Genomic DNA, 23,777 nt, shown 5'->3' on the forward strand with positions numbered 1-23,777 from the left:
CTGCTAGGCTGATGGCAGGTTCCCTCGCCTGTCTCATTTCCTCCGTAGCATCATGCGTGCCGACTCGTGTCCATGGAGTAGTTGCATGTCCCGACTCTGCCTGGTCCTGCTGTTGCTCTGCTGCGCGCTGCCGGCCCGGGCGCAGCCGCCCGCACCGCTGGACGGAGAGGACCTGCGCCTGTCCCTGGGCGCATACGCCGAGTACTACCGCGACGCCGGCGGCAAGGCGCGCCTGGGCGACATCCTCGCCTTGCCGGCCCAGGCCTTCACCGCCCTGCGCGGCGACCACGCGAACTTCGGCAAGAACGCCGCGGCCTGGTGGTTCAGGGTGCGCCTGGACAACCGCAACGGCGCCGACCTGGCCGGTTTCCTGGAGGTCAACTACCCGCTGCTGGACGACCTCAAGGTCTACCTGCTAACCGCCGATGGGCGCATCGAACAGCAGGAGAGCGGCGACCTGTTCGCCTTCTCCCAGCGCCCGGTGCAGGTGCGCAACTTCTGGTTCCCGCTGCGACTGCCGCCCGGCGAGAGCACCCTGCTGCTGCGCGTGCAGAGCAGCAGCACCGTCTACGTGCCGCTGTACTTCAGCACCTACGCGGCCAGCGCGGCCAGCCAGGAAACCCTGATGGGCTTCAACGGGGCCTTCTACGGGGTGCTGTTCGGGTTGTTCTGCTACAACCTGTTCCTCTTCGTCTCGCTGCGCGAGGCCACCTACGCCTGGTACCTGCTGTACAACCTCAGCCTCGGCCTGTTTTCCGCCAGCTTCGACGGCCTGCTGTTCAAGCTGCTGCCCGGACACGTGGCGCTGGAGTCGGCCGGCATCTACCTGCTGATGTACCTGAGCTGCCTGGTGTCGATCCAGTTCAGCCGCGGCTACCTCTACACCCGCCGCGACTTCCCGCGCCTCGACCGCTTCCTCCGCGGCCTGCTGCTGGCCTGCGTGGTCCTGTTGGCCAGCGAGCCGCTGGTGGGGCTGCGCGCCTGGAACGTCCTCGCCAGCCTGACGGTGATGCTGGTATCCCTCAGCCTGCTGCTGGCCGGCGTCCACGTCTGGCGCCAGGGCCTGCGCTACGGCCTCTACTACATCCTGGCCTGGGGCGCGCTGCTGCTGTCGTTCCTGGTCACCACCGCCGCCTCGCTGGGCTTCGAACTGTTCGGCCTGTTCGGCAGCAGCGTGGTCAAGATCGGCATGACCGTGGAACTGGTGACCCTGTCCATCGGCCTCGCCGACCGCATCAATGCGCTCAAGGAGGAAGGCTTCCGCTCGCGCCAGGCGGCCGAGCAGGCGCGGGTGGAGAACGAGGCGAAGAGCCGCTTCCTGGCGAAGATGAGCCATGAGATCCGCACCCCGCTGAACGGCGTGCTGGGCATGCTGCAACTGCTCCGCGACACCCCGCTGGATCGCGGCCAGGCGGCCTACGTGGAGACCATCGCCAGCTCCGGCAGCGCGCTGATGTCGGTGATCAACGATATCCTCGACTACGCTCGCATCGAGTCCGGCAAGCTGCACCTGGAGCGCATCGACTTCGACCTGGAGGAACTGCTCTCCGACACCCTGGCGCTGTTCAGCGCCCAGGCCGTGGAAAAACGCCTGCGCCTGCATCTCGGCCTGGACAGGGGCGTGCCGCGCCGCCTCAACGGCGACCCGACGCGGTTGCGCCAGGTACTGATGAACCTGCTCAGCAACGCCCTCAAGTTCACCGCCGAAGGCCATGTCGCCGTGCGCGTGCAGCGGCGCTTCGACGAGGGCGGACGCGAGCGCCTGCTGTACAGCATCAGCGACAGCGGCATCGGGATATCCGCCCAGGCGCAGAAGACCCTGTTCGAATCCTTCTCCCAGGCCGACTCCAGCACCACCCGCCGCTACGGCGGCAGCGGCCTGGGCCTGGCGATCAGCCGCGAGCTGGTGCAGATGATGGGCGGGCGCATCGAGGTGAGCAGCGAGCCGGGCAAGGGCACCCGGTTCAGCGTCGACCTGCCGCTCAGCCCCGCCCTCGACGCCGGCGAAGCGGACGAACTGGCGCAACTGCTGCAACACCGTCCGGCCCTGCTGGCCAGCGAGGACAACCTGACCCTGGACTGCCTGCAGGCATTGCTGGAGCGTTGGGGGCTGCGGGTCGAACGCTGCCTGCAGCCGAGACGGCTGAACGCCTACCTGGAGGACTTCAGCGCACCGCCCCTGCTGGTCCTGGCGGCGCCCTGGCCGGGCCCGCCGTCGATCTGGCTGGACACCCTCTATGCGCAACTGGAGCAAGGCCAGCGCATCCTCCTGCTATGCCCGCCGCAGCACTGCCAGGACCTGCCGCCGCACGAAGGCCTGCGCCTGCTGGCCCTGGCCCAGCCGGTGGCGGTGAAGGCCCTGCGCGAAGCCCTGCTGGAACTGTACCGGGAGCGGCGCCGACAGCCAGGGCGGAGCAGCGAGGCGGCCCCGGACGAACGCCTGGACGCCCCATGCATCCTGGTCGCCGAGGACAACCCGGTGAACCAGCTGGTGGTGCGCGGCTTCCTCGCCAAGCGCGGCTACGCGGTGCGCCTGACCGGCAACGGACGGCTCGCGCTGGACGAGTACCTGCGCGACCCGAACGGCATCCAGTTGATCCTGATGGATGGCGAGATGCCGGAAATGGACGGCTTCGAGGCGACCCGCCTGATCCGCCGGGAGGAGCGTGCCCAGGGCTGGCCGCGCGTCCCGATCGTCGCCCTGACCGCGCACATCCTCGACGAACACCGCCGGGCCGGAATCGAGGCCGGCATGGACGCCTACCTCGGCAAGCCGGTGGACCGGGCGGAACTCTATGCCACCCTCGAACGCCTGCTCGGCCAGCCTTCGCGACAGGCATGACAGTACGCGATGCGTCGCGCTAGCATTCGCCGCCATACCGGAGTACCGCCATGCTGATCCCCCACGACCTGCTCGAAGCCGACACCCTGAACAACCTGCTGGAAGACTTCGTCACCCGCGAAGGCACCGACAATGGCGACGAGACCCCGCTGGACGTGCGTGTAGAACGCGCCCGGCATGCCTTGCGGCGGGGCGAGGCGGTGATCCTGTTCGACCCGGAGAGCCAGCAGTGCCAGTTGATGTTGCGCAGCGAGGTGCCTGCGGAGCTGTTGCGCGACTGAGTCGCGGCATCGACCCGCCTGGCGGGGCGGGTTCGCCGCCCTGCACACCCCGGAAACGCCGGACAGCGCCCCTGCTCCGTAGGGCGAATAACCGCTCGCGGTTATCCGCCCGCCCCCTCACTCCTTCGCCCCACCCTCCTCCGTCTCCAACGCCGCCCTAGCGATGTTCCGGCTATGCACGCCGAAATGCCCGATCAGCTCGATCAGTTGCGCGTTCAGCACCGCATTGTCGTGGGCCTCGGGGCGTGGCTGGTTGCTCTCGCTGAAGTCCTGCGCGGCGGAGGCCGGGCGGGCGGCCAGCCATTCGCCGATGGCGGCGTCGAAGGCCGCGGCGTGGGCGTTCGACTCGGCGGCCACCACCTCGCGCAAGTAGGTCGGCGAATAGGCCGGATAGGCACCGTCGCGGCGGGTGTCGGCGTAGGCGTCGAGCATCGGCTGCGGGCGGCCGTCGCGGAGCAGTTGGCGCAGCCAGTCGAACTGGTATTTCTCCACCGCGGTATGGCGGTTCGCGACACGCTCGATGGCCGCCTGTTTTTCCTCCGGGTAGCCGAGCAATGCCTTGCCCTCCATCTGTAGCATCGCCGCCAGGCTGGCACCGGGCAGCGGCGTGGAGTGGTAGGGCTGGGTGATGTCCTGGATGTAGTGCATGCCCCAGCCAAGGAACCGGTAGCCCCAGTAGGGATGACCGCTGGCGAAGGCGAAGCGGGACAGGCCGAAGTACTGGTAGGCGCGCCATTCCGGCCAGGCCCGGGCGAGGAACGGCGCGCCGCTGTAGATCACCGCCGCCTCGTGGTAGAAGCCCATGTGGAACGGCGCCTGGGAGCTGAACTCGAAGCGCGGGTCGCCGAATGGCTGGGTGCCGAAGCCGTAGCGCTGGCCGGCCTCGCCGGGGTTGTCGCTGAACAGGTTGATGTCGTGGCCGTAGTCCGGTTCGTCGGCGGCGGTGGCCAGCACTGCCAGGGGCGCGACTCGCTCGCCGGGCTCCAGGCGGATGAAACGCCAGGCGGTCCACGGCGAGAGGTTCTGGAACACCAGCACCTCCTGTGGCTTGAGGTGCGGGCGCTGCGGCTGGTCCTGCCCGGGAAGCGGCTGGATCGCCAGCGCCAGGCGGATCTCCGGGTTGACCCGCAGCGCCGCGAGGAACGCCTGGCGCAAGTCGCCGGCCTCGCCCTCGGCGGCGAAGCGCAGGGCGTCCGGACGCGCCGGGTAGTTGCCGATATGCGCACGGGCGTAGGCTTCCTGCTCATCCAGCAGGGCGGCCAGTCCGCCGCGCTCGGCGGCGAGGAACGCCTCCAGCGGCTCCACCTCGACTTCCGGCGCCTCGCGGATGGCCGCCAGCTCGCGCAATGCCAGGTAGCTGCCCACCGTATGGTTGGACCAGGCCCACAGGCTCGGCGAGACGACCCACGCCCCCAGCAGCAGGCAACGCAACAGCAACTTCATCGGCTTTTCGCTCTTGTCTCGACTCGGTGCCGGCAAGCCTACCAATGCGGGACACCCAGGGCACTGTCCTGCCTGGACATCGGAACTCTCCGATAGCGCCATCGGACCAATGTCTATCCACGCCGGGCCGGCCCCATGACCGCCATCAATGGCGCCCAGGCGCCAGGCGGCTAGACTTTCCCGACATCAGGCACGCTGATACAAGGCACCCATCTGATGCTCCAGTCCGTTTCGCCCAAGCACGACCTGCCCCTCAAACCCGAAGGCCAAGCGGCCAAGCCAGAACGCACCGGCACCTGGGCGCCGTTCTCGATCCAGGCCTTCCGCATCATCTGGATCTGCAACCTGTTCGCCAACCTCGGCACCTGGGCCCAGTCGGTGGCCGCCGCCTGGGTGGTCACCGACGCCCACGCCAGCCCGCTGATGGTGGCGATGATCCAGGTCGCCGCGGCGCTGCCGCTGGTGCTGCTGTCGATCCTCTCCGGGGTCATCGCCGACAACCACGACCGGCGCAAGATCATGCTCTGGGGACTCAGCTTCGAGATGACCGGGGCGATGTTCGCCACCCTGCTGGCCTTCCTCGGCTACCTCGACCCGGTGCTGCTGATCATCTCCATCCTCTGGATCTCCCTCGGCGGCTCGGTGACCATCCCGGCCTGGCAGGCGGCGGTCAACGAGCAGGTGCCGGCGCGCATGGTCAGCGACGCGGTGTTGCTCAACAGCGTCAACTACAACGTCGCCCGCGCCGCCGGCCCGGCCCTCGGCGGCCTGTTGCTGAGCGCGGTGGGACCGGCCTGGGTGTTCCTGTTCAACAGCTTCTGCTACATGGCCCTGATCTGGGCGATCTGGCAGTGGCGGCGCGACGTGCCCAAGCGCAGCCTGCCGCCGGAAGGCATCCTCGAAGGCGTCACCGCGGCGCTGCGCTTCACCCAGTACTCAACCGTCACCCGCCTGGTGATGATGCGCTCCTTCGCCTTCGGCCTCTCCGCCAGCGCGGTCTGGGCCCTGCTGCCGCTGCTGGCGCACCGCAACCCGGACGGCGACGCGGCGATCTACGGCTACATGCTCGGCGCCCTCGGCCTCGGCGCGATCCTCGGCAGCACCCAGGTCTCGCGCCTGCGCCAGCGGATCGGCAGCAGCCGGCTGATCAGCCTGGCCGGCTTCACCCTGGCGCTGATCCTGCTGACCCTCGGCCTGGTAGACAACCTCTGGGTCCTGTTCCCGGTGCTGATCCTCGGCGGCGGCTGCTGGATCGGCGCCCTCGCCACCTACAACTCGGCGGTGCAGATCCTCGTCCCCGACTGGATCAAGGCGCGCGCCCTGGCGTTGTACCAGACCGCGCTGTACGGTGGCCTGGCGCTGGGTTCGTTCCTCTGGGGCCATCTCGCCGAGACCATGACCGTGCACGGTGCGCTGCTGGCCGCCGGCTGCCTGCTGCTGGCCTCGGTGATCCTCCTGTACAACTCGCGCCTGCCGGAAATGGACGCCGCCAGTATTTCCCGCGCGCCGGCGAGCATGCCCGGGCAGCCGAGCTTCGTCTTCAACACGCGGCGGGGCATGGTGCTGGTCTCCATCGAATACCGGATTCCCGCCGAGCGCACCCGCGACTTCGTTCGCGCCGCCCAGCCGCTGCGCCGCCTGCGCCTGCGCAACGGCGCGGAGCGCTGGTCGCTGTTCCGCGACGTGAGCAACCCGGAGGTCTGGCAGGAACTGTTCCTGGTGGACAACTGGATCCAGCACCTGCGCATGCTCGACCGCATGACCCTGGCCGACAAGATCGTCATCGACAACGTCACCGCCCTGCATGCCGGCGACGGTCCGCCGCAGATCCGCCATTGCGTGAGCTACGAGGCCAGCAGCTACGATACGCCGCTGGTGAAGAGCGCCACGCCGCCGGCCAACGACGAGGCGGGCGCGACGGCGGGGAGTTGAGAACGGGGCCTGGCAGTCCCCCGGGGCGGACAGCGCCAGCGGCGTTATCCGCAATCCAACGCCGGCGCGATCACTCCGCCGTCGGCTTCTTGCGCTTGAGCGGCGCCATGCCGTCGGCGCTGACCACCGCCGACGGCCCGGCCTTCGGCCGCGCGGAGGGCTTGCGCTTGGCCGCGGGCTTGGCGGCGGCGCCCTTCCTGTCCTGCTTTTTCTTCTTGCTGCCGGCGGCCTTGCCCGAGGCCTTGAGTTTCTTCGGCCCCTGGTAGGCGGCCTTCAGTTCCTTGATGTTGCGTCGTTCGAAGTTCTGCTTGAGGTAGCGTTCGACGCTCGACATCAGGTTCCAGTCGCCATGGCAGATCAGCGAGATCGCCAGGCCCTCGGCGCCGGCGCGACCGGTGCGGCCGATGCGGTGCACGTACTCGTCGCCGCTGCGCGGCATGTCGAAGTTGATCACCAGGTCCAGGCCTTCGACGTCCAGGCCGCGTGCGGCGACGTCGGTGGCGACGAGGATCTTCACCGCGCCCTGCTTCAGGCGCTCGATGGCCAGCTTGCGGTCCTTCTGGTCCTTCTCGCCATGCAGGACGAAGACCTTGTGCTGGTTGGCGATCAGCCGCCCGGTCAGGCGATCGGCGGAGACCCGGGTATTGGTGAAGACGATGGCCTTGGTGTAGGTCTCGTTGCTCAGCAGCCATTGCAGCAACTGTTCCTTGTGCGCCACGTCGTCGGCGGTGATGACCTGCTGGCGGACGTTCTCGTTCAGCTCGCCGACCTGGTTCAGGCGCAGCACTTGCGGCTCGCGCAGCACCTCGGCGATCACCTTGTTCAACCCGGCGCCGCTGTGGGTGGCGGAGAACAGCAGGGTCTGGCGCTCGGCCGGGCAGGCATTGGCCAGGGCCAGCACGTCGTCGGCGAAGCCCATGTCGAGCATGCGGTCGGCCTCGTCCAGCACCAGCACCTCGATGTCCTGCAACGGCAGGTTGCCGGCGTTGCGCTGCTCGAGCAGGCGGCCGGGGGTGCCGATGATGATCTCCGGGTTCTTGCGCAGGCGCGCGCCCTGCACCTTGAAGTCCTCGCCGCCAGTGATCAGGCAGGCCTTGATGAAGGTGAACTGGGCGAAGCGCTCGACTTCCTTGAGGGTCTGCTGGGCCAGCTCGCGGGTCGGCAGGAGGATCAGCGCGCGCGCCAGGGAGCGCGGCTTGTCCTCGGCCAGCAGGCGGTGCAGCAGCGGCAGCAGGAAGGCCGCGGTCTTGCCGCTGCCGGTCTGCGCCGTGACCCGCAGGTCGTGCCCCTCCAGCGCCTTGGGAATGGCCGCGGCCTGGACCGGCGTCGGCTCGCTGAAGGACAGGCTTTCCAGTGCCTTCAGCAGGCGTTCGTGGAGGGGAAATTGGCTGAACAAGGGAGACCTCGGCATTGCACGTGAAAATGGACAGGTGCATAGCCTAACGGTTGCCGCGCCGGCGCGCAGGCTTTATTCGCGCGGCGCGACGGCCAGCGCCGGCGTCGCAATCGGCTCGACGCCGGGTCGCCGCCAGGCAAGCGCGGCGCGGGCGGCGATCGCAGACTCGTTCGACGCCCGCCGCCCAGAGGAACCAGGTCATGCCCGACGCGCCCGCATCCGCCGCCGAACGCCTCGAACGGCTGCCGCTGAGTCCGTATCACCGACTGATCTTCGTGATCATCGCGCTGGCGTTCTTCTTCGACTCGATGGACCTGGCGATGATGACCTTCCTGCTCGGCTCGATCAAAGCCGAGTTCGGGCTCGACTCGGCGCAGGCCGGGCTGCTGGCCAGCTCGAGCTTCTTCGGCATGGTGATCGGCGCGGCCCTGTCGGGCATGCTCGCCGACCGCTTCGGGCGCAAGCCGGTATTCCAGGCCAGCATCGTGCTCTGGGGCCTGGCCAGCTACCTGTGCTCCACCGCCGGCGACCTCGGCAGCCTGACCTTCTACCGGGTATTGCTGGGGATCGGCATGGGGATGGAGTTTCCCATCGCCCAGTCGCTGCTGTCGGAGATGATCCCGGCCAGCCGCCGCGGCAAGTACATTGCGCTGATGGACGGCTTCTGGCCGCTGGGCTTCGTCGCCGCCGGCTGCCTGTCCTACTTCCTCCTGCCGCTGACCGGCTGGCGCAGCATTTTCCTGGTGCTGGCGCTGCCGGCGGTGTTCGTCCTCGCCATCCGCTTCCTGATTCCCGAGTCGCCGCGCTGGCTGGAGCAGGCCGGCCGGCGCGAACAGGCGGACCGGGTATTGCGCGACATAGAAGCACGGGTGATGCGTTCGCTGGGCCTGACCGAGCTGCCGCCGCCGCTGCGCCAGCCGCAGCGGGAACGCAGCCGTCCGGGCTTCTTCAGCGCCTTCGCCGAACTCTGGTCGCCAGCCTACCGGCGCCGCACCCTGACCGTCTGGGGCCTGTGGTTCTTCGCCCTGCTCGGTTTCTACGGCCTGACCTCCTGGCTCAGCGCGCTGCTCCAGCAATCCGGCTTCGCCGTCACCCAGTCGGTGTACTACACGGTGCTGATCTCGCTGGCCGGGATACCCGGCTTCCTCTGCGCGGCCTGGCTGGTGGAAAGCTGGGGTCGCAAGCCGAGCTGCGTGCTGATGCTCCTCGGCGGTGGCGCGATGGCCTACGCCTACGGCCAGACCGCGGTGTTCGGCGGCAGCCTGGCGCTGCTGATCGGCTTCGGCCTGGCCATGCAGTTCTTCCTGTTCGGCATGTGGGCGGTGCTCTACACCTATACGCCGGAACTCTATCCGACCTCCGCGCGCGCCACCGGCTCGGGCTTCGCCTCGGCGGTCGGGCGGATCGGCTCGCTGCTCGGCCCGCTGGTCACCGGGCTGGTCCTGCCGCTCACCGGCCAGGGCGGGGTGTTCACCCTCGGCGCCCTCTGTTTCGACGTCGCTGCCCTGGTGGTCTGGGCCTTCGGCATCGAGACCCGCGGGCGCACCCTGGAGGAGCTTGCCGGCTGAGCCCGCGCGTCGGCGGAAAACCTTTGTAGACACGTCGGGGATGCGATCCGGCGCCCGATGGGGCACTCTTGGTTCCTTTGTGCGTTCCCGGCCCCCGCGTCGGGATCTCCGTTCAACCGCGGGGCCGGCCCGTCCCCCCCGCCCGCAACAAAGGAAGTCGCCTGTCCATGGACTCCACATCCCTTCTCGACCAGCTCTCCGGGTACTGGTCGGCGCTCGACCAACACCCTATCCTGCACGCCGGCCTGGCCTTCGGCCTGCTGCTGGTGGGCGCCCTGATTCTCGGCCGGGTGGCCCGCTACATCGTCCTCTACGCCGCCAACCTGCTCGCCCGCCAGCCCGCGCTGCACTGGCTCGGCGACCTGATCCGCAACAAGGTGTTCCAGCGCCTGGCACAGACCACGCCCTCGCTGCTGGTGCAATTCGGCCTGCCATGGATCCCGGAGATGCCGGACAAGGCCGCGCACTTCCTCGGCAACCTGGCACTGGCCTTCACCGTGCTGTTCCTGATCCTCGCCCTCACCGCGCTGCTGAATGCCCTGCTGGACATCTACGCGCGTACCGAGCATGCCCGCACCCGTTCGATCAAGGGCTACGTGCAACTGGCGAAGATCGCCGTGTTCGTGTTCGGCGCGATCATCATCGTCTCGATCATCATCGACCGCTCGCCGCTCCTGCTGCTGTCCGGCCTCGGCGCGATGTCGGCGGTCCTCCTGCTGGTCTACAAGGACACCCTGATGTCCTTCGTCGCCAGCGTGCAGCTCACCAGCAACGACATGCTGCGGGTCGGCGACTGGATCGAGATGCCGCAGGTCGGCGCCGACGGCGACGTGGTGGACATCACCCTGTACACCGTGAAGGTGCAGAACTTCGACAAGACCATCGTCTCGGTGCCGACCTGGCGCCTGATGTCGGAGTCGTTCAAGAACTGGCGCGGCATGCAGCAGTCCGGCGGACGGCGGATCAAGCGGGCGATCTACGTCGACTCCAGCCAGGTGCGTTTCCTCGACGAGAAGGAAGAGCGGCGCCTGAGCCAGGTGCGCCTGCTCACCGAATACATGGCCCGCAAGCAGACCGAGTTGCAGGAGTGGAATGCCGCCAACGGCGGGGTCGCCCCGCTGGCCGCCAACCGCCGCCGGCTGACCAACATCGGTACGTTCCGCGCCTACGCCCTCGCCTACCTGCAGAACCACCCGGACATCCATCCGCACATGACCTGCATGGTCCGCCAGTTGCAGCCGACCGCCCAGGGCATCCCGCTGGAGATATACTGCTTCACCCGCACCACCGCCTGGGTCGACTACGAGCGCATCCAGGGCGACGTGTTCGACTACCTGCTGGCGGTGATGCCGGAGTTCGGCCTCGGCGCCTACCAGCACCCCAGCGGCCAGGACCTGCGCCAGGGGCTGCAAGGCATGCTCGAAGGGCGTGACGCCGGGGCCCGCTCGTTCGAGGCGCTGGCCGCGCCGAGCCGCAGCGACGAAGCCACCGCCTGAACCGAGGAAAACCGTCCATGAAACCGCACCTGACCTACTACGTCGCCGCCAGCCTGGACGGTTTCATCGCCCGCCCCGACGGCAGCGTCGACTGGCTCGACCGTTTCGCCGAGGGCGGCAACGACCACGGCTACAAGAGCTTCTACCAGGGCATCGACGGCCTGCTGATGGGCCGCGGCACCTACGATATCGTGCGCGGCTTCGGCGACTGGCCGTATCCGGGCAAACCCTGCCAGGTACTCACCCGCAACCCGCAGGAAAGCGCAGCGGAAGGCGTCGAGTTGCGCCACGTCACACCCCAGGAAGGCCTCGCGCGCCTCGGCGAACAGGGCTGCCGGCGGATCTGGCTGGCCGGCGGCGGCAGCCTGGCCGGTAGTTGCCTGGCGGCCGGGCTGCTCGACGAGGTGATCGTCAGCGTCATTCCGCAACTGCTCGGCGCCGGCATCCCGCTGTTCGCCGGCGGCCGCGAGCGGCGCCTGCAACTGCTGGAACAACATGGCTACAACAGCGGCATCGTACAGATGCGCTACCAGGTGATCGCCGAGGACGACCCGCAATGACCGACAACCTGCTGAGCATTTCCGCCGCCTGCCTGTTCGACGACCAGGGCAACCTGCTGCTGGTGCGCAAGCGCGGCACCCAGGCCTTCATGCTCCCGGGCGGCAAGCGCGAGCCGGGCGAAACGCCCCTCGCCGCGCTACAGCGCGAACTGCTGGAGGAACTGCGCCTGCCGATGGGCGCCTCGACCTTCGAGCACCTCGGCAGCTTCCAGGCGCCGGCGGCCAACGAGGCGAACACCCGCGTCGATGCCGATATCTACGTCGCCCGCCTGCCCCACGCCGTCTGTGCGCAGGCGGAGCTGGAGGAACTGGCCTGGCTGGTCCCCGGCCAAGCGCAGCCGGACAATCTCGCGCCGCTGCTGCGCGATCATGTCCTGCCGGCCCTGGCGCGGCGCGCGGCGGAAAACCCGGAAACCCAGGCCGAACACCGGACGCGCCCCGATCATGTGCGCTGAGCGCTAGCGCTACCGTCAACGAAAAAGGCCACCTCGGGGTGGCCTTTTCGCGTTCTCGCACCGATCGCGCGGAATATCGGCGGTTAACGCCTCTCCCTTGTGCGCAGCCTGCGGCTAAGCCTCAGAACGAAGTCCGGCGGTAGGCACGGTAGCGCGGGAACCAGAAGTTCGCCTCGATGGCGTCGTTCAATACCTCGTCGCTGGTATGCAGGGCCTTGCCCTCGGCCTGGGCCTGCTTGGCCACGGCGACGGCGATGCGCTTGCTGACCTCGCGGATGTCACCCAGCGCCGGCAACACGGCGCCCTCGCCCCGGGTAACGATCGGCGAGCAGTTGGCCAGGGCGTTGGCCGCGGCCATCAGCATGCCTTCGGTGACCCGGTTGGCCCGCGCGGCGATCACCCCCAGGCCGATGCCGGGGAAGATATAGGCGTTGTTGCACTGGGCGATGGGAATCCGCTTGTCGCCCACCTGCACCGGTTGGAACGGGCTACCGGTGGCGACCAGCGCCTGGCCGTCGGTCCAGTTGAGGATTTCCTGCGGAGTCGCCTCGACCCGCGAGGTCGGGTTGGACAGCGGCATCACCAGCGGCTGCTTGCAATGGCTGTGCAGCTCACGGATGACCTCTTCGGAAAACAGCCCGCGCTGCCCGGAGACGCCGATCAGCACCGTCGGCCGGGCATTGCGGATCACTTCCAGCAACGCCAGGTCGTCGCCCTGCTGGCCGCCCCAGGCACCGAGGTCGGCGCGCTTCTGCGCCAGGCGGTGCTGGAAGTCGAGCAGGTTGCTCATGTCGTCGGTGAGCAGGCCCCAGCGGTCGACCATGAAGATGCGCCGACGCGCCTGGGCCTCGTCCAGGCCCTCCAGTTGCATGGCGGCGATGATCTGTTCGGCGATGCCGCAACCGGCGGAGCCGGCGCCGACGAAGGTCACGGTCTGCTCGCTGAGCTTCTCGCCCTTGGCCTTGCAAGCCGCCAGCAGGGTGCCCACGGCCACCGCGGCGGTGCCCTGGATGTCGTCGTTGAAGCAGCACAGCTCGTCCTTGTAGCGCTCCAGCAACGGCATGGCATTGGTCTGGGCGAAGTCCTCGAATTGCAGCAGGACGTTGGGCCAGCGGCGCTTGATCGCCTGGATGAACAGGTCGACGAACTCCTCGTACTGCGCCCCGCTCACCCGCTCGTGGCGCCAGCCCATGTACATCGGGTCGTTGAGCAGGTCCGGGTTGTTGGTGCCGACGTCCAGCACCACCGGCAGGGTGTAGGCCGGGCTGATACCGCCGCAGGCGGTGTACAGCGACAGCTTGCCGATCGGGATGCCCATCCCGCCGATGCCCTGGTCGCCGAGGCCGAGGATCCGCTCGCTGTCGGTGACCACCACGATCTTCACGTTGTTCTTGGTGGCGCTGCGCAGGATGTCGTCGATCCGCTCGCGGTCCGGGTAGGAGATGAACAGGCCGCGGTGGGTCCGGTAGATCTTCGAGAACTCCTGGCAGGCCTGACCGACCGTGGGGGTGTAGATGATCGGCATCATTTCTTCCAGGTGCTCCTCGAGCAGGCGGAAGAACAGGGTCTCGTTGTTGTCCTGGATCGAGCGCAGGAAGATGTGGCGGTCCAGATCGGTGTTGCACAGGTTGTACTGGCTGTAGGCGCGCTCGGTCTGCTCCTCGATGGTCTCGATGTTGTGCGGCAGCAGGCCCTGCAGGTTGAAATCGATGCGTTCCTGGGTACTGAACGCGCTGCCTTTGTTCAGCAGCGGCATCTCCAGCAGCGAAGGGCCGGCATGGGGAACGTACAAGGGACGCTTGGCTGTTTCGGTCATATCTGGACTCGCTTCTACGGGCTTCACTCGGGTACGGGGACCACGAACATACCCCCGGCGCAGAGGCTTTCCAAGGCCACGGCGAACAACAGGTCATTGCCGGACCCGCAAGTATCGCCACTTGCACGGCGAAACCGGCGCGTCACATCCGGAACCGACCATTCGACGAATGGTCAGAAGGCTGGCGTCAAAATAGGTCACAATAGCCGCCGCTTTCGTAGGGGAATACGCTGGGAACGCCGATGAGTCCCCGATTTTCCTTCGTGAAGCCCGTTATCGCCGGGACAACCTGAATGCATCCAGGCCCGGAAGCAGTTGGCCGTTTCGTTTGACGGCCTGGTCGGAAGAGTCAGGAGGGCTCGTTCCGGTCACCCAGAAGACACTCCGATGAACAGAGAGTAACCACGAACCAGCGGAAGCCTGGACCGTTATTCACGCACGCGAAGACATGCCGAAATGCGTTCACCCTTTTTGACATGCCTGTCTGTAGGCTTCGCGGCCCTTCTGGCCGCCCTCTCGACGCCCAGCCTGGCTTCCAACCAGGTCACCCACACCTTCAAGCCGTCGAAGAATTCCACCCTGTCGCCCAGCCGGGTCGTCAGTACCCGCCAGTCCGCCAACCGCTCGGTGATCGCGGCCGCCGCTTCCGAAGTCACCGACCGCGCCTTCAGCATGATCGGCACCCCCTACCGCTGGGGCGGCACCACGCCGAAGAAAGGCTTCGATTGCAGCGGCCTGGTCAACTATGTGTTCCAGGACGTCGATGACGTCGACCTGCCGCGGACCGCCCGCGCCATCTACAACATGGACAACAACAAGGTCTCCCGCGGCAAGCTGCAACCGGGCGACCTGGTGTTCTTCCGGATCCGCAGCCGCAGCGTCGACCACGTCGGCATCTACGTCGGCAACGACCGCTTCGTGCACGCGCCGCGGCGCGGCAAGAAGGTCCGCGTCTCCGACCTCAACAGCAGCTACTGGAAACGCCACTACCTGGCCGGCAAGCGCATCCTGCCGACCACCCTCGCCCAGGTCGAAAGCACCCGCAAGCGCTGATTCCGGCGCCTGCGGCTCGCTCAGATGCCCCGTCGCGCCTGTTTCCTCAGCAGGCGTGCGCTGTCCCAGCCGGTCAACAGCACCGCCAGCCAGATCGGCGCGTAGGTCCATAGCTGCTCGGGACGGAACGCCTCGCCGAGGAACAGTACCGCCACCAGGAACAGCAGCACCGGTTCGACGTAGCTGAGAATCCCGAACAGCCCCATCGGCAGCAGTCGGCTGGAAGCCATCATCGCGCCGAAGGCCAGCGCGCTGATCAGCCCCAGCATCGGCAGCAGCAGCCACAGGCGCGGCGCCTCGCGGAAGGCCTGGCTCTCGTCGCCCAGCCAGTACAGCGCGGCCAGCGCCAGCGGCAGCAGGAAGAGCATCTCGAAGACGAACCCGGACAGCGCGTCCACGCCCATCCTGCGCCGCAGCATGAAGTACGGGGGATAGCCCAGCGCGGTGACCAGGGAGACCCAGGAGAACGCGCGGGTCAGCCAGAACTCGTGGAGCACCCCGGCCAGCGCGCAGGCCACGGCGATAGCCTGCAGCGGCGTCAGGCGCTCGCCGTAGAACACCCGCCCCACCAGCACCATCGCCAGCGGCAGGAGGAAGTAGCCCAGCGACAGTTCGAGGGTCTTCCCGGCCAACGGCGCCCAGATGAAGATGCCCCATTGCAGCAGCATCATCGCCGCGGTCAGCGGGAAGCAGGCCAGCAGCCAGGGCTCGGCGAACAGCCGGCGCCAGGCGGCACGCAGGGTCGGCCACTGGCGGGTGGCGACGACCAGCAGGAATACCATCGGGATCGACCAGACCACCCGATGCGCCACCACCTGCAGGCTGTCCAGCGGCTCCAGCAGGTGGACGTAGCCCGGCAGGGTAACGAACAGCACCGAGGCGGCCAGCGACAGCAGCACGCCCTGTCCGGAAATCCTCATGCACGCACCTCGCGCCGGCCGAGCCGGTTGACCCACAGCGAAGCGACGATCACCGCGCCGCCCAGGGCCAGGCGCGGCAGGTCGGCGTGCTGGTTCCAGATCAGCAGGTTGAGCAGCAACCCGACCGGCACGTGCAGGTTGTTCATCACCGCCAGGGTACCGGCGTCCACCTCGGTGGCGCCCTTGTTCCACCAGAACTGGCCGAGGGCGGTGGCCAGCAGCCCCATCCATACCAGTACGCCCCATTGCAGCTCGCCGGCCGGCAGGCGCTGCGGATCGCCGAACAGCAGCCAGGCAGGCAACGCCACCAGCAGCGCGCCAACGAAGAAATAACCGAAGCGCTGGCGCTGCGGCAGCTCGGACGGGTACTTGCGCACCAGGCGCTTGTACAGCACCTGGCCGGCGGCGAAGGTGGCGTTGGCCAGTTGCAGCAGCAGGAAGCCCTGGAGGAACTCGCCGGTGATCCCGTCGTAGCGGATGATCGCCGCGCCCAGCACCGCCACCAGCGCGGCGGCCAGGGCCCAGAAGTTGAAGCGGCGGTTGAGCAGGTCGTCGAACAGGGCCACGTGGACCGGCGTCAGCACGGTGAACAGCAGCACCTCGGGCACCGTCAGCACGTTGAAGCTCAGGTACAGGCAGACGTAGGTGATGCCGAACTGCAGCGCGCCGACCAGCATCACCCCGCCGACGAAACGCGGTTCGACGCCGCGCCAGCGGGTCAGCGGGAGAAACACCAGGCCAGCGAGAAGGACCCGGGTAAGCACGGCGAAGTAGCTGTCGACCTGGCCGGCGAGGTACTCGCCGATCAGGTTGAAGGAGAACGCCCAGAGGACGGTGACGAACAGTAGATAACGCATGGACCAGGCACCAGGATGGGGCGCCGACCATAACGTTTTTGCCGCCGCCAAGGAAGGCCGCGCGGGCCCGCGGCCAACCTCGCCGCCCCTGTACTACTTGCCGTGCGCGGTGGGCCAGCGGTATTCGAGCCAGTGCTCCATGCGCTGGCGCAACAAGCCACTCTGCTCGGCGATGTGCAGCCACTGGTCGACGTAGCGCTTGAAGGCCTCGTCGCGCGGCAGCAGGTAGGCCTTCTCGGCGAAGTCGAAGGGTTGCTGCGGATGCACGGCGCAGAGTTCCGGGTGCAGACGCGACTGCAGGCGGGCCTCGATGGCGTCGGTCATCATCAGGTCAGCCTTGCCGTCGACGATCTGCTGAAAGATCGTCACGTTGTCCGGATGCACCAGGATCCGGGCCTTCTTCAGGTTCGCCCGGGCGAACTTCTCGTTGGTGCCGCCGGGGTTGACGATGGCCGTCACGCCCGGCTGGTCGATCTGCTCCAGGGTCTGGAAACGCGCTTCTTCGCTACAGAGGGTGATCGGCGTCTTGCCGTCGCGCAGGTAGGGAATCGAGAAATACGCCTGGCGCTGGCGCTCCAGGTTGATCGAGATGCCGCTCATGGCGATGTCGAAGCGGTCGTCGGCGAAATCGCGCATCAGGTTCGGCCAACTGGTCGGCACCACTACCAGCTTGGCCCCCAGGCTCTCGGCCAGGCGCTGCGCCATGTCCACGTCGAAACCGGCGTAACCGCCCTCTTCCGTGCGGTAGCTGAAGGGCTTGTAGTCGCCCGTGGTGGCGACGCGCAGCACGCCGCTTTCGAGGATGCGGTCGAGGCGGCTCTCCTGCGCCTGGAGGCTGGCGCTGGCCAGCAGCGCAAGGCAGGCCAGGGCCTGGACGAGATGGCGGAATGACTTCGGCATGGCGACTCCTCGGGATGGCGGACCGCAGAGAGACTACGCAAGTCCGCAGCCCCGGCCAAATCCCGGAATGCAGGGGAACGCCCGATGACGCCGGGGCGCGGGCCGAGCATGCGGCAGGAGAAGCGGAAAAAAGTGCGCGAAACGGCTGACGACCTCACACCGCCATCGACAGCGGTACGCCCTGCAGCCATTCCGGGTGGTAGCGCAGCAGCATCTCCAGGCCGCGCTCCTGGTAGGCCGGGAAGCTGATCGCGACCAGCGTCTCGCCCTTGACCTTCTGCGGCGGGCCGAGGCGCTGGAGGATCACGCCGTTGCGAACGAAATAGCGCTCCATGGCCGTGGTGGTCACCGCGACCACCGAACTGGCGCCCAGGTACCAGGCGCATTGCAGGCTGGACCAGAATATCTTCATCGCCAGTTGCGGATCGTCCGCCGCGCTGGCGGCGTAGCGCGAAAGCTCCCATACCGACGGATCGCTGGGCGGGGTTTCGCTGCACAGGTAGGCGAAGACTTCCTTGAGCAGGTAGGCGTCGGTCGTCGGCAACAGGCGGGCACAACCGCAGATACCCTGGCGGCCCATGGCGACGATGTAGCGGGTTTGCGGATGGTCGAACTGGTCGAATTCCTGGTCGCGGACCCTGGAGGTGGAGACCACGTCCCAGCCCAGCTTCTCGATGAAGACTTGATGCCGGTAGCGTCCCAGCTCGGCGATCATGGCGGCGGAAAGCCCTTCCAGCGATTCAGAGAGCAATTCGATCATGACCAAGTCCCCGTGTCGTGCCGGCCGAGAAAAAAAAGGCGGCATCCCTACCCTGATACTCCTGGGCCCTCTCAGTCGGAGGACATACCAGCACACACATGAGGGGGAAGACTAAAGGAGGATGAACGGCAGGCAACCTGCCAGATCTGGTAGGGCGCGCCGGCCGGCGCGCCCTGCGCTTCAGATGAGGCCCAGCGCCGCGGCGTAGGCAGCAGCCAGCGTCTTGTTCGGCGCGTCGAACTTCTTCTGGATGTTCTTGTGGTGGAAGTTCACCGTGCTCTCGGAGATGCTCAGGATGATGGCGATTTCCCCGGAACTCTTGCCGTCGGCGGTCCATTGCAGGATCTCGCGTTCGCGATGGCTCAGGCAGACCGGGTTGGACATCAGCATCGGATGCTCCAGGTCGGTCAGCTTCTGGGTCAGCAACTCGATCATGCAACGCAGCCGCAGGCGGATTTCCTCGCGCTCGAAGCTGGAGATGTTCTGCTGGTCGCGCGCCACGGAAAGCACGCTGAGCAAATTGTTCGGCGCGCGGATCGGCAGGGTCGCGCCGACACAGAGGCCCCAATCGCGAGCCTCGTTCCAGAGCATCCGGCTCTGGTCGAACAGGCTGTCGCTCCAGACCACCATTTCCGAGGAGCGCAGGCCGTTGAGGATCGCCGGATCCACGGCCCCGTAGTTCTGCATCTGGTATCGCTCCAGCCAGGCCTTGGGATAGGTGCCATGGACCTCGGTCTTCGGCCGGGTGAAGGGAATCGTGTGGCGCACGCCATAGGCGTAGTAATCGAAGCCCAGGCGCCGCACTTCCTTTTCCAGGACGGCGAACACGCCCTGGCTGTCGTGGATCGGCTGCATCTCGCTACGCAAACCGTCCCACCACAGCAAAAAGCCTCCGTCATTCCTCATTGCAGTAAGCCCTGATCGATAAAATGCATCACAGCAGAATTGGCCCGGGGTATGACGCTGTCAAGCGCGCAGCCTTGCCGATACGGCAAAATCATGGCAACCCTATCTGTTATGCCAGCACCGTTCAGGACGCAGCCTTCAGCCATCGAGCATCCCCCTCCCTATGACAACGTTCGACCACCTGGGCCGCTTTACCGCAAGCGATACTGTGCGGTTGTGACAATTCCATGAAACGCCGACAGGCCGCCGCCATGGCCGGGTCCTCGAGCAAGCGCCACAGCGCCCCGCGCAACTCCTGCTCGCGCAACGGCACGCCCAGGCGCATCCCGCAGCCGAGCCGGACCAGCCGTTCAGCATTGTCGAACTGGTCGTGGGCACAGGGCAGCAGCACCTGCGGCACCCCCGCCGCCAAGGCCAGGCTCATGGCGCCGATACCGCCCGGATGGACCAGCCCGGCGCACGATGGCAGCAAGGCTCCCAGTGGCGCGTAGGCGCGCTGCAGCACGTGGTTCGGCAAGCCGCGCAGCGGTTCCTGGCCGGCGCCGGTGAGGAAGATCCCACGCGCGCCGAGGCGTTCCAGCGCGCGCAGGGCCATGGCGTAGAAGTCGCCCTGCAGGTGTTCGGTCGAGCCCTGGGTGAACACCAGCGGCCGGCTGCCCTGATCGAGAAAGCGTTGCAGTTCGTCGTCGAGCGGGGTTCCCGGGATACTGCCGTCGAACAGCGGGAAGCCGGTCATGTGCAGGGGTTGCGGCCAATCCTGCTGGGGCGGCGCGAACCAGGCCGGGAACAGGCAGACCACGCCCTGCGGCGAATGCATCCATTGGGTGAAGATGCGCTTCACCGGCGTTTCCAGGCCGACCTTGCGGCGCACCGCGTTGATCTCCGGCGCGCAGGTGCGATCCAGCTTGAAGCGCTCGATGCAGCGCCAGAGCAGCTTGCGCATCGCCAGCGGCATCTGCTCGGGCACGTTGAACTTGGGGTGTACCGGCGGCAGGTGCGCCGACAACAGGGTCGATGGCGAGACCTGCGCGGACAGGTAGGGAATCCCGTACTTCTCGTGAGCGATGCGTGCGCCCAGCGCCCATAGCGAGCCGACCACCACGATGTCGTCATGGCGCTGCGCCGAGACGTACTCGTAGACCGGCTCGATCATCCCGGCGATGGCTTGCCAGAGCACGCCGAAGGACGTCTTGGGGTCCCACAGGCGCGGATCGCCCATGGTCCGGCGGTAGGTCAGTTCGTCGCTCAGCGGGACGAACGCGATGCCGTGCTGCTCCACCGCGTCGCGAAACACCGGGATGGTGCAGAGGCTCACGCGGTGCCCGCGCAGTTTCAGGGTCCGGGCCAGGCCGATGAAGGGAAATACGTCGCCGGCCGAGCCGATGGCGATGAGGATGGCGTGCATGGGGCTACTCCGTGCGTTATGCAACCGCAAAGCCCGGCCAGGCCGGGTCTTCGCAGGTCAAGGGTTCAGGCGTAGCCGATGGCCATCTCGTGGAATCCCGCCGCGCGTTCCGCCCGCTGCGGCTCCGGTTGCTTCAGCAGGTGCTCGAGCAGGGCGCGGTGCACGCGTACCGCGGCCAGCTTGGACTCCAGGTCGAGGAAATGCCCGGTGCCCTCCACCCGCGAGAAACTGCAGTGCGGCAGGTAGTCGCGGAACTGGCGGGCGTCCTCGGCGGTGGTGTATTCGTCCCAGCTGCCGTTGATGAAATGCACGTGGCTCTGGATCCGCTCCAGGCAAGCCAGGTAGCCCCGATCGTTGAGCGCCAGCACCTGGTCGATGTGAAAGCGCGCCTGCTCGTATTCGCCGGTGGCCAGCGAAGCCATGTGCTGATGGTTGCTGGCTTTCAGGCGCGGCGGCAGGTATTTGCCGACGGTCTCGTTGAGCAGATGGCCGATCGCCGACTTGTCGTCCAGCTCGATCAGCGCCTGCGCCCGCCCGACGTAGTCGAGCATCGCCTGGTTCAGTCCAGGGGCGAATGCCATCACCACCGAGCTGCGGATACCGCGCGGATTGCGCGACAGCGCCAGCAGCGTGGAGATACCGCCCCAGGACGCGGAGACCAGGTGATTGACCTCGAAGCGCTCGATCAGCGCCAGGAGGATTTCCACCTCGTCGTCCTTGGTGATCAACCCGCGCTGCGGGTTGTGCTGCCGCGACTGCCCGGCGAAGGGCAGGTCGAACAGCACCACGTTGAAATGTTCGGCCAGGCACTTGCAGGTCCGGGCGAACGAGGCGGTGGTCGCCATCGCGCCGTTGACCAGCATCACCGTGCTGCGCCCGGGATCCTGCCCAACGCGCTCGACATGTACCCGCAGGCCCTTGCAAACCGATACCAACAGACTTTCGCGCCGCATTTCACACCTCCCAAAAATTTTCGAACAGGCAAACAGCTATCGCTGCCACGGGTATCCCGGCATTACGTAGAGTTCGTTCTTATTGTTCGAACGGCAGACAAGTAACTCAGCGGCCATCCGCGCGGACCAGCCACGGCGGATGCGTACCCCTTCAAGCGAGGGGCTTGTGTGGGTCTTGCAGATCGGCCTGCGCAAACGATTGGCGTCCGTGTTCACGCGTAGCCGATGAACACTTTTTAGCCAATTCGAAAGCTAACGGTAACTGCCAGATTTCACAGGACGGGCGGTCGCCTGCGCATAAGCCCCTGCCCGCCCGCGATAAGGCGTGCCAGAGCGGCCGGCGGGGGACAGCGACGGGTTGGCGGAAAGGCATGAAAAAACCGGGCGCCAGGCCCGGTTTCCGGTGTCGAAACGCTCTGGCGTCAGGCTTTTGGCAGGGTCACGCCGCGCTGGCCCTGGTATTTGCCGCCACGGTCCTTATAGGACACTTCGCAGGCCTCGTCGGATTGCAGGAAGAGCATCTGCGCCACGCCTTCGTTGGCGTAGATCTTCGCCGGCAGGTTGGTGGTATTGGAGAACTCGAGGGTCACATGGCCTTCCCACTCCGGCTCCAGCGGGGTGACGTTGACGATGATGCCGCAACGCGCGTAGGTGCTCTTGCCCAGGCAGATGGTCAGGACGTCGCGCGGGATGCGGAAGTACTCGACAGTACGCGCCAGGGCGAAGGAGTTCGGCGGGATGATGCAGACGTCGCTGTTGATGTCGACGAAGCTTTTCTCGTCGAAGTTCTTCGGATCGACCACCGCCGAATGGATGTTGGTGAACACCTTGAATTCGGCGGCGCAGCGCACGTCGTAGCCGTAGCTGGACACCCCGTAGGAAATCACCCGGCTGTCGTCCGCGCCGCGCACCTGGCGCTCGACGAACGGCTCGATCATGCCGTGCTCCTGAGCCATGCGGCGAATCCACTTGTCCGATTTGATGGTCATGGAGGGTGTCCTGTCGAAAGCTGCGAAAAATGATCGCGAATCTTACCGGGGCCGCCGCCCCAGGGCAAAGGCAGCCGTCGCCGACGGCTGCCCGAGCGCCTCAGTCGTCGCTGATGCTGATGTTCGGCAGGCCGACGCTGGCCCGCTCGCTGAGAACGATGCGCGCGCCGACATGGCGGGCGATTTCCTGGTAGAGCATCGCCAATTGGCTTTCCGGGTCGGCGATCACCGTCGGCCGGCCGCTGTCGGCCTGGGTGCGGATGGCGATCGACAGCGGCATGGACGCCAGCAGCTCGACGCCGAACTGCGCCGCCAGCTTCTCGCCGCCGCCCTCGCCGAACAGGTGCTCGGCATGGCCGCAGTTGGAGCAGATATGCACCGCCATGTTCTCCACCACGCCGAGCACCGGGATGTTCACCTTGCGGAACATCTCCACGCCCTTCTTCGCGTCGAGCAGCGCCAGGTCCTGCGGGGTGGTGACGATCACCGCGCCGGCCACCGGCACCTTCTGCGCCAGGGTCAGCTGGATGTCGCCGGTGCCCGGCGGCATGTCCACCACCAGGTAGTCGAGGTTGTCCCAGGCGGTCTGGGTGATCAGTTGGATCAGGGCACCGGAGACCATCGGCCCGCGCCAGACCACCGGCGTGCTGTCGTCGGTGAGGAAGGCCATCGACATCACCTGCACCCCGTGCGCCTCCAGGGGCTCGAACCACTTCTGCTCACGGACCTTCGGCCGGGTGCCTTCCGGCAGGCCGAACATGATGCCCTGGCTGGGTCCGTAGATGTCCGCGTCGAGGATGCCCACCCGCGCACCCTCGCGGGCCAAGGCCAGGGCCAGGTTGGCGGCGGTGGTGGACTTGCCGACGCCGCCCTTGCCGGAAGCCACCGCGACGATGTTCTTCACGTTGCCCATCACCTCGACCTGCGGCTGCGCCTTGTGCGGCTGGATCACGCAGTCGACCCGGACCTCGGCGCGAGCGACGCCGTCGAGCGCCTCCAGGGCCATTTGCAGGGTTTGCGCCAGGCCGTTCCTGAACAGCCCGGCGGCGTACCCCAGTTCCAGGCGCACCCGCACGCGGTCGCCCTGGATCTCCACCTCGCGCAGGCAGCCGGCGCTGACGGGGTCCTGGTTCAGATAGGGGTCCTGGTACTGGCGGAGGGTGGCTTCCACCGTTTGGCGAGTGATAGCGGACATGGGGGATTTCCTGAGGGTTAAGCGGGGAATCGATGCCGGTCATCCTACCC

General features: G+C 67.1%; 20 protein-coding genes. 8 read left to right on the plus strand and 12 right to left on the minus strand.

Annotated features, from left to right (window positions below; all coding sequences use genetic code 11):
- Nucleotides 1-85 precede the first annotated feature (85 nt).
- Both FOC67_RS18535 and FOC67_RS18540 read left to right on the plus strand, forming a co-directional pair.
- Nucleotides 86-2,842 carry a hybrid sensor histidine kinase/response regulator gene (locus FOC67_RS18535; protein ID WP_174707746.1) on the plus strand — a complete coding sequence of 919 codons (2,757 nt, stop codon included), beginning with the start codon at nt 86-88 and terminating at the stop codon, nt 2,840-2,842.
- A 50-nt stretch (nt 2,843-2,892) separates the two neighbouring features.
- Complete coding sequence (locus tag FOC67_RS18540; protein ID WP_003091959.1) at nt 2,893-3,123, plus strand: YheU family protein; 231 nt, start codon at nt 2,893-2,895, stop codon at nt 3,121-3,123.
- Nucleotides 3,124-3,240: 117 nt separating this feature from the next.
- Here the strand turns inward: FOC67_RS18540 and FOC67_RS18545 are convergent, their stop codons facing one another.
- Nucleotides 3,241-4,566, minus strand: coding sequence for a phospholipase (locus FOC67_RS18545; protein WP_009313629.1), 1,326 nt, complete (start codon nt 4,564-4,566; stop codon nt 3,241-3,243).
- A gap of 216 nt (nt 4,567-4,782) precedes the next feature.
- On the opposite strand from FOC67_RS18545, the gene FOC67_RS18550 reads away from it, so the two are divergent.
- Nucleotides 4,783-6,498, plus strand: a complete 1,716-nt coding sequence (locus FOC67_RS18550; RefSeq protein WP_003103747.1) for an MFS transporter — start codon at nt 4,783-4,785, stop codon at nt 6,496-6,498.
- A gap of 70 nt (nt 6,499-6,568) precedes the next feature.
- On the opposite strand, the gene FOC67_RS18555 is transcribed toward FOC67_RS18550, so the two are convergent.
- Nucleotides 6,569-7,909 (minus strand): DEAD/DEAH box helicase, encoded by a 1,341-nt coding sequence (locus tag FOC67_RS18555; RefSeq protein ID WP_009313628.1) that lies wholly within the window; start codon nt 7,907-7,909, stop codon nt 6,569-6,571.
- A 185-nt stretch (nt 7,910-8,094) separates the two neighbouring features.
- Here FOC67_RS18555 and FOC67_RS18560 point away from each other — a divergent pair, with 185 nt between their 5' ends.
- From FOC67_RS18560 to FOC67_RS18575, 4 genes are all read left to right on the plus strand, one after another.
- Nucleotides 8,095-9,462, plus strand: a complete 1,368-nt coding sequence (locus FOC67_RS18560; protein ID WP_009313627.1) for an MFS transporter — start codon at nt 8,095-8,097, stop codon at nt 9,460-9,462.
- A 167-nt stretch (nt 9,463-9,629) separates the two neighbouring features.
- On the plus strand, nt 9,630-10,958 hold the full coding sequence (locus FOC67_RS18565; protein ID WP_009313626.1) for a mechanosensitive ion channel family protein: 1,329 nt from the start codon (nt 9,630-9,632) through the stop codon (nt 10,956-10,958).
- A 17-nt stretch (nt 10,959-10,975) separates the two neighbouring features.
- Nucleotides 10,976-11,518: a dihydrofolate reductase family protein gene (locus FOC67_RS18570; protein WP_003111057.1), complete on the plus strand. Its 543-nt coding sequence runs from the start codon at nt 10,976-10,978 to the stop codon at nt 11,516-11,518.
- The gene (locus FOC67_RS18575; protein ID WP_003113894.1) at nt 11,515-11,973 is read left to right on the plus strand and encodes an NUDIX domain-containing protein; all 459 of its coding nucleotides are present in this window, start codon (nt 11,515-11,517) and stop codon (nt 11,971-11,973) included. The genes FOC67_RS18570 and FOC67_RS18575 overlap by 4 nt, the downstream gene beginning before the upstream one ends.
- A gap of 121 nt (nt 11,974-12,094) precedes the next feature.
- Here the strand turns inward: FOC67_RS18575 and FOC67_RS18580 are convergent, their stop codons facing one another.
- Nucleotides 12,095-13,789, minus strand: coding sequence for an NAD-dependent malic enzyme (locus FOC67_RS18580; RefSeq protein ID WP_003091987.1), 1,695 nt, complete (start codon nt 13,787-13,789; stop codon nt 12,095-12,097).
- A 456-nt stretch (nt 13,790-14,245) separates the two neighbouring features.
- Between FOC67_RS18580 and FOC67_RS18585 the strand changes: the two genes are divergently transcribed.
- Nucleotides 14,246-14,842: a C40 family peptidase gene (locus FOC67_RS18585; RefSeq protein WP_009313625.1), complete on the plus strand. Its 597-nt coding sequence runs from the start codon at nt 14,246-14,248 to the stop codon at nt 14,840-14,842.
- A gap of 20 nt (nt 14,843-14,862) precedes the next feature.
- Here the strand turns inward: FOC67_RS18585 and rarD are convergent, their stop codons facing one another.
- From rarD to apbC, 9 genes are all read right to left on the minus strand, one after another.
- Complete coding sequence (gene rarD, locus FOC67_RS18590; RefSeq protein WP_003091995.1) at nt 14,863-15,762, minus strand: EamA family transporter RarD; 900 nt, start codon at nt 15,760-15,762, stop codon at nt 14,863-14,865.
- Nucleotides 15,759-16,619: a carboxylate/amino acid/amine transporter gene (locus FOC67_RS18595; protein ID WP_003092000.1), complete on the minus strand. Its 861-nt coding sequence runs from the start codon at nt 16,617-16,619 to the stop codon at nt 15,759-15,761. The genes rarD and FOC67_RS18595 overlap by 4 nt, the downstream gene beginning before the upstream one ends.
- Nucleotides 16,620-16,712: 93 nt before the next feature.
- On the minus strand, nt 16,713-17,519 hold the full coding sequence (pheC, locus tag FOC67_RS18600; RefSeq protein ID WP_003092003.1) for a cyclohexadienyl dehydratase: 807 nt from the start codon (nt 17,517-17,519) through the stop codon (nt 16,713-16,715).
- A gap of 154 nt (nt 17,520-17,673) precedes the next feature.
- Entirely contained in the window at nt 17,674-18,279 is a 606-nt protein-coding gene (gene rhlI / locus FOC67_RS18605) for an acyl-homoserine-lactone synthase (protein WP_003111059.1), read from the minus strand.
- A gap of 180 nt (nt 18,280-18,459) precedes the next feature.
- Complete coding sequence (gene rhlR, locus FOC67_RS18610; RefSeq protein ID WP_003119559.1) at nt 18,460-19,185, minus strand: transcriptional regulator RhlR; 726 nt, start codon at nt 19,183-19,185, stop codon at nt 18,460-18,462.
- A 124-nt stretch (nt 19,186-19,309) separates the two neighbouring features.
- Nucleotides 19,310-20,590: a glycosyltransferase gene (locus tag FOC67_RS18615; protein ID WP_003092007.1), complete on the minus strand. Its 1,281-nt coding sequence runs from the start codon at nt 20,588-20,590 to the stop codon at nt 19,310-19,312.
- A gap of 65 nt (nt 20,591-20,655) precedes the next feature.
- Nucleotides 20,656-21,543: a 3-(3-hydroxydecanoyloxy)decanoate synthase gene (gene rhlA / locus FOC67_RS18620; RefSeq protein ID WP_003092013.1), complete on the minus strand. Its 888-nt coding sequence runs from the start codon at nt 21,541-21,543 to the stop codon at nt 20,656-20,658.
- A gap of 422 nt (nt 21,544-21,965) precedes the next feature.
- Complete coding sequence (dcd, locus tag FOC67_RS18625) at nt 21,966-22,532, minus strand: dCTP deaminase (RefSeq protein WP_003092017.1); 567 nt, start codon at nt 22,530-22,532, stop codon at nt 21,966-21,968.
- A 100-nt stretch (nt 22,533-22,632) separates the two neighbouring features.
- Nucleotides 22,633-23,727 carry an iron-sulfur cluster carrier protein ApbC gene (gene apbC, locus FOC67_RS18630; RefSeq protein ID WP_003092020.1) on the minus strand — a complete coding sequence of 365 codons (1,095 nt, stop codon included), beginning with the start codon at nt 23,725-23,727 and terminating at the stop codon, nt 22,633-22,635.
- Between the last annotated feature and the right edge of the window lie 50 nt (nt 23,728-23,777).

This window comes from Pseudomonas sp. FDAARGOS_761 (assembly GCF_013343155.1).
GTDB lineage: Bacteria > Pseudomonadota > Gammaproteobacteria > Pseudomonadales > Pseudomonadaceae > Pseudomonas > Pseudomonas aeruginosa.